At 74.9% G+C, this 10,813-nt stretch carries 11 protein-coding genes; 7 read left to right on the top strand and 4 right to left on the bottom strand.

The genetic code is table 11. The features are described 5' to 3' along the window. The first annotated feature begins 106 nt into the window (after window positions 1-106). From MY520_RS22705 to MY520_RS22715, 3 genes are read left to right on the top strand one after another with little or no spacing between them, the layout of a single operon-like run. Window positions 107-1,372, top strand: a complete 1,266-nt coding sequence (locus tag MY520_RS22705; RefSeq protein WP_436694838.1) for a hypothetical protein — start codon at window positions 107-109, stop codon at window positions 1,370-1,372. 34 nt (window positions 1,373-1,406) lie between these two features. Then, window positions 1,407-2,627: an exodeoxyribonuclease VII large subunit gene (gene xseA, locus MY520_RS22710; RefSeq protein ID WP_436694839.1), complete on the top strand. Its 1,221-nt coding sequence runs from the start codon at window positions 1,407-1,409 to the stop codon at window positions 2,625-2,627. Beyond that, window positions 2,624-2,845 carry an exodeoxyribonuclease VII small subunit gene (locus tag MY520_RS22715; protein WP_436694840.1) on the top strand — a complete coding sequence of 74 codons (222 nt, stop codon included), beginning with the start codon at window positions 2,624-2,626 and terminating at the stop codon, window positions 2,843-2,845. Before xseA ends, MY520_RS22715 begins: the two co-directional genes overlap by 4 nt. A 10-nt stretch (window positions 2,846-2,855) precedes the next feature. On the opposite strand, the gene MY520_RS22720 is transcribed toward MY520_RS22715, so the two are convergent. Together MY520_RS22720 and MY520_RS22725 are read right to left on the bottom strand one after the other, a co-directional pair. Continuing rightward, window positions 2,856-3,095: a hypothetical protein gene (locus MY520_RS22720; RefSeq protein WP_436694841.1), complete on the bottom strand. Its 240-nt coding sequence runs from the start codon at window positions 3,093-3,095 to the stop codon at window positions 2,856-2,858. A gap of 162 nt (window positions 3,096-3,257) precedes the next feature. Further along, window positions 3,258-3,866: a DUF4245 domain-containing protein gene (locus tag MY520_RS22725; RefSeq protein WP_436694842.1), complete on the bottom strand. Its 609-nt coding sequence runs from the start codon at window positions 3,864-3,866 to the stop codon at window positions 3,258-3,260. A 130-nt stretch (window positions 3,867-3,996) separates the two neighbouring features. Here MY520_RS22725 and glpX point away from each other — a divergent pair, with 130 nt between their 5' ends. Continuing rightward, window positions 3,997-5,043 (top strand): class II fructose-bisphosphatase, encoded by a 1,047-nt coding sequence (glpX, locus tag MY520_RS22730; RefSeq protein ID WP_436694843.1) that lies wholly within the window; start codon window positions 3,997-3,999, stop codon window positions 5,041-5,043. Window positions 5,044-5,071: 28 nt separating this feature from the next. On the opposite strand, the gene MY520_RS22735 is transcribed toward glpX, so the two are convergent. After that, window positions 5,072-5,794, bottom strand: a complete 723-nt coding sequence (locus MY520_RS22735; protein WP_436694844.1) for a DUF1707 SHOCT-like domain-containing protein — start codon at window positions 5,792-5,794, stop codon at window positions 5,072-5,074. A 62-nt stretch (window positions 5,795-5,856) separates the two neighbouring features. After that, complete coding sequence (locus MY520_RS22740) at window positions 5,857-7,167, bottom strand: hypothetical protein (RefSeq protein WP_436694845.1); 1,311 nt, start codon at window positions 7,165-7,167, stop codon at window positions 5,857-5,859. Between the two features lie 181 nt (window positions 7,168-7,348). Here MY520_RS22740 and MY520_RS22745 point away from each other — a divergent pair, with 181 nt between their 5' ends. The 3 genes from MY520_RS22745 to MY520_RS22755 all read left to right on the top strand — a co-directional run bounded on the left by MY520_RS22745 (window position 7,349) and on the right by MY520_RS22755 (window position 10,574). Then, window positions 7,349-8,767, top strand: coding sequence for a class II fumarate hydratase (locus MY520_RS22745; protein WP_436694846.1), 1,419 nt, complete (start codon window positions 7,349-7,351; stop codon window positions 8,765-8,767). Between the two features lie 102 nt (window positions 8,768-8,869). Next, window positions 8,870-10,186 (top strand): citrate synthase, encoded by a 1,317-nt coding sequence (locus MY520_RS22750; RefSeq protein WP_436694847.1) that lies wholly within the window; start codon window positions 8,870-8,872, stop codon window positions 10,184-10,186. Window positions 10,187-10,322: 136 nt separating this feature from the next. After that, window positions 10,323-10,574 (top strand): hypothetical protein, encoded by a 252-nt coding sequence (locus MY520_RS22755; protein ID WP_436694848.1) that lies wholly within the window; start codon window positions 10,323-10,325, stop codon window positions 10,572-10,574. The last annotated feature ends 239 nt before the right edge of the window (window positions 10,575-10,813 follow it).

A 10,813-nucleotide genomic window follows, 5' to 3' on the forward strand; every position in this document is an offset into this window, starting at 1 on the left:
AGGTGGGCGCCGGCCCGCACCCCCGGGACGAGACGTGGGCCACGTCCGGGTGGAGCGGCACCCGACAGGGGTGTCGCGGACGGCGTTCTGGGGCAGGGTGAGGCCCATGTCGCGTGAGATCCCCCAGGCCATCCGGGCCGTGGCCGGCCTGACCGCCACCGTGCTCGACGAGGTCCTCCGGCTGCCGCGGACCCTGCCGGGGCTGCCGGTGCGGGTCATCGGCCTCGCCATGCAGGCCACGATGAAACTGCAGCAGCACTACACCGGCCTGGTGGCCCGCGGGGACGAGGTGTTCACCGGGCTGCGCGGCGAGCAGGAACCCGGGCTGGCGACCTTCGACGAGGACCTCCCGGCCTCGGCCAACGGCAACGGCCTGCGCACCTCGGCCTTCGACCGGGCGGCCGACGTCGTCCCCGACGAGGAGGTCGCCGAGGAGGTCGCCGCGCTCATCGACGACGAGGTCTCCGGGCTGCCGCCGGAGCCGGCGCCCGAGGAGGTCGTCGAGGCGCTGCAGGACATCACCGACGAGGTCACCGCCGCCGACCTGCGGCTCGTCGAGCCCGGGCTGACCACCGAGGACGCCCTGGAGACCGCCCTGCTCGAGGCCGACGGCGCCCCCGACAGCGCCCTGGTCGACGGCGGCACCGCCGATGCCGGGCTCGTCGACGCCGACGACATCGCGGAGTCCCCCGCCCCGGTCACCGAGGCCGACGCCGCACCGGGTGAGGACGTCGCCGCCGACGTCGCCACCGACATCGACGTCCTCACCCCGGACGGCGGCATCGCGACGGTCGAGGGCACGGTGACCGACGAGGGCGTGGCCGCGCCCGAGACGCCCGAGACCGGTCCCGGGGCCGGAACCACCGGGGCCGCGCACGTGGTGACCGACCATGAGGCACGGGTCGACGAGGCCCTCGGCAGCGAGGCGAGCGACGCGGACAGCCGGCCCGGCACAGGCGTCGCCGAGGCGACCCCCGGCGCCGGGACGACCAGCTGGGGCGACGAGGTCGTCACCCCCGGCGGCGAACGGGTGGACGACGCCCTCGGCGGCGCGGACGGCGAGGACGGTGGGGACGGTGGGGACCGCGCGCCCGCCGGGGACGCCGGGAGCGACACCGTGGTGGCCACCGACGAGAGCGGCACCCCGGTGGCCGAGGCGACCGGCGGCGGGGACGGCGGGGAGCCGGGCGCGGCACCGGTCGACGGTTACGACAGCATGACCATCGCCCAGCTGCGTGGCCGGCTGCGCGGCTACCAGCCGGTGACGGTGCGCGACCTGCTCTCCTACGAGGAGGCGACGCGGGCCCGCCCGCAGTACCTCACGATGCTCCGCAACCGCCTGGAGAAGATCGAGCAGGAGCAGGCGGGCTGACGGGGACGTCGCACCGGTTTGGCAGTCTCGGGGCATGACCGCCCCCTCGAGCCCGGAAGCCCCCTGGCCGGTCCGCACGGTGGCCCGCAAGGTGGCCGAGTGGATCGGCCGGCTGGGTGAGGTGTGGGTCGAGGGGCAGGTCGCCCAGCTGTCCCGGCGGGGCGCGGCCACCGTCTTCCTCACCCTGCGCGACCCGGCCGCCGACCTCTCGGTGCCGGTGACCTGCGCCCGCGACGTCGCCGACCGGCCCGGGCTGGAGCTCACCGAGGGCGCCCGGGTGATCGTGCGGGCCCGGCCGGACTACTACATCGCGCGCGGCTCCTTCTCCCTGCGCGCCACGGAGATCCGCGCCGTCGGCCTCGGTGAGCTGCTGGCCCGCATCGAGCGGATCCGCAGGCTGCTGGCCGCGGAGGGGCTGTTCGACCCGGCCCGCAAGCGGCCCCTGCCGTTCGCCCCCTCCGTGGTCGGGGTGGTCACCGGGCGGGACAGCGCCGCCGAGCGGGACGTGCTGGTCACCGCGCGCCGCCGCTGGCCGGCCGTCCGCTTCGCCGTCCACCACAGCCTCGTGCAGGGGCCGAGCGCCGCGGCGTCGGTGATCGACGGGCTGCGCCGGCTGGACGCCGACCCGGCCGTCGAGGTCATCGTCATCGCGCGCGGCGGCGGCTCGGTCGAGGACCTGCTGCCCTTCTCCGACGAGGGCCTGGTGCGCGCGATCGCCGTCTGCCGCACCCCCGTCGTCACCGCCGTCGGGCACGAGACCGACACGACGCTGGTCGACCACGCCGCCGACGTCCGTGCGGCCACGCCCACCGACGCCGCGCACCGGGTGGTGCCCGAGATCGGCGAGCAGCGCCGGCTGGTCGACGGCCTGCGCGCCCGCGCCCGTCACCTGCTCTCCGCCCGGCTGGAGCAGCAGGAGCGCTGGCTGGAGAGCGTCCGCAGCCGGCCGGTGCTGGCCTCGCCCGACCGGTTGCTGCACGGCCGCGAGGAGGACGTGCAGCAGCTGCGCACCCGCGCCCGGCGCACGCTCACCCACCGGCTGGAGGGGGCCGAGCGCGACCTCGAGCACGCCCGCGCTCGGGTGGCCGCCCTCTCCCCCGCCGCGACGCTGGAGCGCGGGTACGCCGTCGTGCAGCGGGCCGACGGCGCCCTGGTCCGCGACCCCGCCGAGGTCGCCGACGACGAGCGGCTCTCGGTGCGGGTGGCGGGCGGCCGGCTGCCCGTCCGCGTCGCCAGGGAGGATGGCCAGCCATGAGCGAGACCCCCGCCGAGCCCACGACCACCTACGAGCAGGCCCGCGAGGAGCTCGCCGACGTGGTCCGCCGGCTCGAGGCCGGCGGGCTGACCCTCGAGGAGTCGCTCACCCTGTGGGAGCGCGGCGAGCACCTGGCCGAGCTGTGCCAGCACTGGCTCGACCGGGCCCGGGAACGGCTGTCGGCGGCCGCCCCGGCCGAGGACCGCGACCGCGGCTGAGCCGGCGGGCTCAGGCCGACTGCCGCGTGCCCGGCCCCACCGCCAGGCCGGCTGCGGCGAGCGCCGCGAGCAACCGGTCGGCGGTCTCGGCGGGGTCGGTGACGCCGGCCAGCGACCGCACGAGCAGGTCGCGCACCGTGGGCCCGGGTTCCGGCCGCCGCGCCGGGATGCGCGTGACCATCCCGCAGGCGCACGACCCACCCGCGGGCGGTGGCCGGTGGTCGCCGCCGCTGCAGGCGCGTCCGATCATCGCCAGGCTCCTCGCAGGCCGGGGCCGTCACGGGTGCCGTGCTCGGCCGGGGCGCTCAGCGTCGCCCCGCCCGGAGGCCGGCGCCCGCCGACGCACCGCTGCGCACCGGACGGACACCAGGTCGTGATCTCCGTCATGCGATCGCAACGGAGGCGGGCCGGGTCAGCCGGTGTAGGGCTCCACCGCGCCCGCCACGGTCTCCAGCTCGTCGTCCACCGCCGAGCCGGTGACCAGCACGGTGACCCCGTCGGCCTCGCGCCACAGCGCCGTCTCCCCGCGCTGGGTCGTGCCGCGCGTCCACGTCTCCCCGTCGAGGTCGACCGTGCCCTCCTCCTCCGCACCGCCGAGGACGCCGGTGACCGCGTCGACCCGGGCGTCGTCGCTGACCACGAAGCCGGCGAACTCCTCCGCCGGCGTGAGGTAGCCGATCTCGAGGGTGACCGGGTCGCCCGCCTCGGCCTGGCCGGCGTCGGTCCGGGCGCTGGTCGGCTGGTAGCCGTCGGGCAGCGCGGTCGGCACGACCAGCGGATAGGAGGCGCGGGCGGCGGCCAGCTGCACGGTGCTGGTCGGGTCGATCCCGCGGACGGGCTCCACCGCCGACTGCCGGAAACTCACCCAGGCGACGATCAGCAGGCAGATGAGCACCAGCGGGGCCAGCGACCGGATCATGTTGGCCGCGCTCATCCGGTTCGCCCGCTGGACCGCGGGCGAGGAGGGCGGCGTCGGGGCCGACTCCTGGGGGCGCTGGCTCGTCGGGCCGGGTCCGGTCATACCCCTAGGATCGCAGCACCACTCCCCAGCCCCGCCGCCCCGCGCCCGCGCGGCCCCGCCGGCCGCCCCGCCGGCCGGGTACGACCGTCGGGTGGCGCACCACCGACCGGTGGTCGAACCAGGAGGTCCCGTGTCCCTGCCCCTCCCCGAAGGCCCCACCCGCGCGGGGAGCAGCTTCCGCTCCGACCGCCCCGCCCCCGACCGGAACCTGGCGCTCGAGCTGGTGCGCGTCACCGAGGCCGCGGCGATGGCGGCCGGCCGCTGGGTGGGCCGCGGGGACAAGAACGGCGGTGACGGCGCGGCGGTCGACGCGATGCGCGCGCTCATCGGCACGGTGAGCATGAACGGCGTCGTGGTCATCGGCGAGGGCGAGAAGGACGAGGCGCCGATGCTCTACAACGGCGAGCAGGTCGGCGACGGCAAGGGTCCCGAGTGCGACGTGGCGGTCGACCCGATCGACGGCACCACGCTGATGGCCAAGGGCATGCCGAACGCGATCGCGGTGATGGCGGTGGCCGACCGCGGGGCCATGTACGACCCGTCGGCGGTCTTCTACATGGAGAAGCTGGCCACCGGCCCGGCCGCGGCCGACGTCGTCGACATCACCGTCCCGGTCGCGGAGAACATCCAGCGGGTGGCGAAGGCCAAGAGGTCCGCGGCCGAGGACGTCACCGTCTGCATCCTGGACCGCCCCCGGCACGAGCAGCTGGTGCACGAGGTCCGCGAGGCCGGTGCGCGGATCAAGTTCATCACCGACGGCGACGTCGCCGGCGCGATCGCCGCCGCCCGCGAGGGCACCGGCGTCGACCTGCTGCTCGGCATCGGCGGCACCCCGGAGGGGATCATCGCCGCCTGCGCGCTCAAGTGCATGGGCGGGGCGCTGCAGGGCCGGCTGTGGCCCAAGGACGACGACGAGCGGCAGAAGGCGCTCGACGCCGGCCACGACCTCGACCGGGTGCTGCACATCGACGACCTGGTCCGCGGTGACGTCTTCTTCGTGGCCACCGGCATCACCGACGGCGAGCTGCTGCGTGGCGTCCAGTACCGGGCCGGCGGCTGCACCACGCAGTCCCTGGTGATGCGGTCGCGCTCGGGCACCATCCGGTCGATCGAGAGCCTGCACTCGCTGCAGAAGCTGCGCCACTACTCCGCGGTGCCCTTCGACCGCACCGACTGAGGAGGACCTCCCCACAGGGAGGCCGCCGTCAGGCGGGCGGAGCCGGCGGGACGGGCGGCGGCGGGGGCACCGGCGGGACGGGCGGCGGCGGGGGCACCGGCGGGATGGGCGGCGGCGGGGGCGGTGCCAGGTGCCGCTGGGCCAGCCGGTCCATGACCGCCCGCCAGCGGCTCGGCGACTCGCCCGGCGCCAGGCTGCGGAGCTTGAGGTCGCCGAAGACCGCCCGTGCCCGGACGAACACGCGGGGCGTGCCGGCCACCCGCGGCACGGGCGCCAGCTGGGTCTTCTTGTCGCCGAACACCGTCCAGCCCTGCAGCTCGGCGTCGACCCCCTCGGCGACGATCACGTCGACGTCCCCGAAGACCGTGCCGAGCACCAGCTCGATCCGGTCGGCGTCGGTGCGCAGGTTGCGCAGGTCCAGCCGCACGTCGCCGAACACCGTCGACACCTCTCGGGGCACGTCCGCCGTCCCCTCGAGCTTCACGTCCCCGAACACCGACGTCAGGGACCGGGGCACCCGGGTGCCGACGATCTCCACCGGCGGCGGCGCGTCGACCGGCAGGTCGGCGACGACCGTGTCGAGGTCCGCCCGGGTGACCGCGGCGTAGGCGACCTCCACCCGCTCGCCGAACTCGTGCAGGTCGATCCGGCCCTCGCTCAGCGCCTTCTGCAGCCGGGTGACGGTCACCTCGCGGTCGGCGTCCGAGACGCGGACGTCGTTCGGGCGGGCAGGATCGGCGTCGGTGCTCACAGCGCCCGACCGTATCGAGCGCGGGTGCCGGCCGGAACGGTCCGGGCGCCTGCGCGCGAGAGTCAGGACGGGTAGAGCTCGACGCAGGTGGTCTCGGTGGGCTCGTTCCGGCCACCACAGGTGAGGCCGTAGTCCGCGTAGGGCGCCAGCGCGGGATCGTCCTCGAGCGCCGCCAGCCGGAGGATGTCGCAGTAGGCCACGATGCCCTGCTCGCAGCCGTCGGCCACGGCCTGGACGTCGGTGTCGCCGATCCCGGTCGGGGCGGGCGTGGCCGGCGGCAGGTCCGCGGGGATCGCGCCGGCGTCGCCCTGACCCGGTGCGTACCGCTCCTGGCAGCCGCCCGCGACCGGCTCGTTGCGGCCGCCGCAGGTCTCGCCGTAGCTCTCGTACTCGGAGCCGATCTCGCTGTCGAAGTAGAGCGTGTCGCAGGCCGCCCAGTCGGCCTCGAAGCAGGCGTCCGCCAGACCGTCGAGGACCGGGTCGTCGCCGAGCGCGCCCGGCGGCTGCCCCGCCGGCACCTCGTCGCCCTCGTCCGACGGCGAGGCGGACGTGGACGACGCCGACGGGGACGGGGACGGGGACGTCGACGGCGCCGCGGACGACGTGGCCGCGGTCGTCTCCCGCGCCGTCGTGGGGTCGTCGTCGCCGCCGAGCAGGAGGAACAGCCCGACGCCGACGGCGGCCAGGACGACGACCGCGGCGATGACGAGCGCGATCAGCTTGCCGCGCTTGCTGCCACCGGCGGGCGGCCCCGCCGGGCCACCCGGACCGCCGTAACCCGGACCCCCGTAACCGGGGCCGCCGTAGCCCGGACCCCCGTAGCCGGGACCGGGCTGGCCGTAGCCCGGACCCGGGTAGCCCGGACCGCCGTAGCCGGGCTGGCCGTAGGGCGGCGGCCCCGGCGCCTGCTGTCCGTAGGCCGGCTGGCCGTAGGGCTGCTGGCCGTAGGGCGGCTGCCCGAACTGGCGGGTCGGGTCGTAGCCGGGCTGCCCCGGGGCCTGCTGGCCGTACGGAGGCGGACCCGGCGGCGGGCCGTACCCGGGCTGCTGCCCGAAGTGCGGCTGCTCGAACTGGCGGGTGTCCTGACGCTCGCCCGGGGGCGGCGGGGGCAGCTGCCCGGGCTGGATCTGCCGCGTACTGCCGCCCGGGGAGCCGAGCTGCTGCGTCACGTCGTCCTCGCCCGGCGTGCTCCAGACCGGCGCACCGGGCTCCTGACCGGCCCCGCCGGGCCGGTCGGGCGGAGCCGTGGCCGGCTGACCGAGATCCTGGGTCGGCTCGTCCGGGTCCGGCTCGTCCTTCCGCCAGCCCCTCGGCTCGGGCTGCTGGCCCGCGGGCCCCTGGCTCCCCTGCGGCGGGTACGGCGGCTGCGACATCCTGGGGAGCTCCTCGGGTACGGGGCCGGCGGTCGGCATGGTAGGTGTCACCCGGTGCCACGACCAGGGACCACGGCCCGCCGCGGAGCCGGTTCCCCGCCGGAGTGGTCCGGGCCGGGACCTGCGCGGCATCTAGGGTCCTGGGACGGAGCACTGTCTTACACACCACCGGGAGCGCAGCGTGGCCCCACAGCAGGACGGCGCAGGGCAGGACGGCACCGAGTTCCGCATCGAGCACGACTCCATGGGCGAGGTGCGGGTCCCCGCCTGGGCGAAGTGGCGGGCGCAGACGCAGCGCGCCGTCGAGAACTTCCCCATCTCCGGCACGCCCATCGAGCGCGAGCTGATCGGCGCCCTGGCCGCCATCAAGGGTGCGGCCGCGGCCGTCAACGCCTCGCTGGGCGTGCTCCCGCAGGAGGTCGCCGACTCGATCGGCACCGCCGCCGGCGCCGTCGCCCGCGGCGAGTGGGACCAGCACTTCCCCATCGACGTCTTCCAGACCGGCTCGGGGACGTCGAGCAACATGAACACCAACGAGGTCATCGCCACCCTGGCCACCGAGGCCCTCGGCTCGCCGGTGCACCCCAACGACCACGTCAACGCCTCGCAGTCGTCCAACGACGTCTTCCCGTCGGCGATCCACGTGGCCGCGACCGGCGCGATCGTGCGCGACCTCATCCCGGCGCTGCAGCACCTCGAGGCCTCGCTCTCCCGCAAGGCCGAGGAGTTCGCCGAGGTGGTCAAGAGCGGCCGCACCCACCTCATGGACGCCACCCCGGTCACCCTCGGCCAGGAGTTCGGCGGGTACGCCGCGGCGGTCCGCTACGGCATCGAGCGACTGCAGTCCTCCCTGCCGCGGATCGGCGAGCTGCCCCTGGGCGGCACCGCGGTCGGCACCGGCATCAACACCCCGCCCGGCTTCGCCGCGGCGATCATCGAGAAGCTCGCCGGCGAGCTGGACCTGCCGCTCACCGAGGCGCGGGACCACTTCGAGGCGCAGAGCTCGCGGGACGCGCTCGTCGAGGGGTCGGGCCAGCTGCGGACGATCGCCGTCGGCCTGGTGAAGATCGCCAACGACCTGCGCTGGATGGGCTCGGGCCCGCGCACCGGCCTGGGCGAGATCTTCCTGCCCGACCTGCAGCCCGGGAGCTCGATCATGCCGGGCAAGGTGAACCCGGTGCTCCCCGAGGCGACCATCCAGGTGGCCGCGCAGGTCATCGGCAACGACGCCGCGGTGGCGTTCGCCGGCACGACCGGCAACTTCGAGCTCAACGTGACGCTGCCGTTGATGGCGCGCAACGTGCTGGAGTCGATCCGGCTGCTGTCCAACGTCAGCCGGCTGCTCGCCGACCGCTGCGTCGACGGCATCACGGCCAACGTCGAGCGCTGCCGCGAGCTGGCCGAGTCCTCGCCGTCGATCGTCACGCCGCTCAACAAGTACATCGGCTACGAGGAGGCCGCCAAGGTCGCCAAGCAGTCGCTCGCCGAGCAGAAGACCATCCGCCAGGTCGTCGTGGAGCGCGGCTACGTGGAGCAGGGAAAGCTCACCGAGGCCCAGCTCGACGAGGCGCTCGACGTCCTCTCGATGACCCATCCGTGACCCGTCGGCGGACGGGGACGGCGCGCTCCCGGCGGCCGTCCCCGCCGTCGCGGCGGGGGTCGGGCCGCGCGCTCGGCAGAAGCTGAGTAGCGTCCACTGCTGATGAGCGAGACAGCGAGCGCACCCGCGGCCGGCAACTCCGACGTACAGCTGCGCTACCCCGGTGGAGAACTGCCCCTGCGTGTGGTGCCGGCCACCGAGGGGTCCGACGGCCTCGACACGAGCAAGCTCCTGGCCACGACCGGCCAGGTGGCCCTCGACATCGGCTTCGTGAACACCGCGTCGTGCACCTCGGCGATCACCTACATCGACGGTGACGCCGGGATCCTGCGCTACCGCGGTTACCCGATCGACCAGCTCGCCGGGAAGTCCAGCTTCCTCGAGGTCAGCTACCTGCTGATCTACGGCGAGCTGCCCACCGCCGACCAGCTGGGCGAGTTCGACTCCCGCCTGCGCCGGCACACGCTGGTGCACGAGGACCTCAAGCAGTTCTTCAAGGGCTTCCCGCGCGACGCGCACCCGATGCCGGTGCTCTCGTCGGCGGTCAGCGCCCTGTCGACCTTCTACCAGGACTCGCTGGACCCGTTCGATCCCCAGCACGTCGAGATCTCCACGCTGCGGCTGCTGGCCAAGCTGCCGACCCTGGCGGCGTACGCGTACAAGAAGTCGGTCGGCCAGCCGTTCCTGTACCCGGACAACTCCCTGGGCCTGGTCGAGAACTTCCTGCGGATGACCTTCGGCTTCCCCGCCGAGCCCTACGAGGTCGACCCCGAGGTCGCCGCGGCGCTGGACATGCTGTTCGTCCTGCACGCCGATCACGAGCAGAACTGCTCGACGTCCACCGTGCGGCTGGTCGGCTCCTCGCACGCGAACCTCTTCGCGTCGGTGTCGGCCGGCATCAACGCGCTGTTCGGCCCGCTGCACGGCGGGGCGAACCAGTCGGTGCTGGAGATGCTCGAGGCGATCCAGCAGGACGGCGGCGACATCCCGTCGTTCGTCAACCGGGTCAAGAACAAGGAGCCCGGCGTCAAGCTCATGGGCTTCGGGCACCGGGTCTACAAGAACTACGACCCGCGCGCGGCGATCGTGAAGCAGACCGCCGACCGCGTGCTGGACAAGCTGGGCGGCAACAACCAGCTGCTCGACCTCGCCCGGCAGCTGGAGGAGGTCGCGCTCAGCGACGACTACTTCATCCAACGCAAGCTCTACCCGAACGTCGACTTCTACACCGGGCTCATCTACCGGGCGATGGGCTTCCCCACCCCGATGTTCACCGTGCTCTTCGCCCTCGGCCGGCTGCCCGGCTGGATCGCCCAGTGGCGCGAGATGATCGCCGACCCGTCCACCAAGATCGGCCGCCCGCGGCAGGTCTACACCGGGGCCACCGAGCGCTCGTTCGTGGAGATCAACGACCGCTGAGGCGCGGTGCTCAGCTGAGGTCCCGTCGTCCGCTCCGGACGACGGGACCTCGGCGTCTCGGGCAGCATGGTCGCCGCCGGACGCACACGCTCCGCCGCCGCTGCCGGACCAGCGGCGCCGACCGGGAAGGAGTCCCATGGCCGAGTCCTCCGCCGAGGACGACCTGGTCCTCCCACCGGTGCCCCTGGCCACCGGCCGGGTGGTCTCCGTGGACGGCGTCGAGCGGGGCGTCGCGCGGGTCGAGCTCGTGGTGTCGACCGAGGACGGGGAGGAGTTCCGCCTCACCCTCGAGCACCGCCACGGCGCCTGGTGGGCGCCGGCCGACCGCCGGTTCACGCGGTCCACCGATCGGGTGCACCCCGCAGATCACCCTCACCCCCAGGGGTGACCCCGGCCCCCGGGCCTCTCCGGGGACCTCCCCCGTCCGTCGATACGACGGCTGAGCGCTCCGCGTCCACCGCGGAGCCGGCCACGTAGGACGAGACCGCCGGGGGAACGAGTGCCTGCACCACGCACGCGAACCCCCCGTCCCTCGCCCGCGCGCGGCGCCGCGCCGCACCGCAGCGCCCCCTCGGCCGCCGCCCGCCAGGCGGCGCTGATCGCCGCGGCCCGCGAGGCCGCGGCCAC

Source organism: Geodermatophilus sp. CPCC 205506 (assembly GCF_051383635.1).
In the GTDB taxonomy this organism is placed as follows: Bacteria; Actinomycetota; Actinomycetes; order Mycobacteriales; family Geodermatophilaceae; genus Geodermatophilus.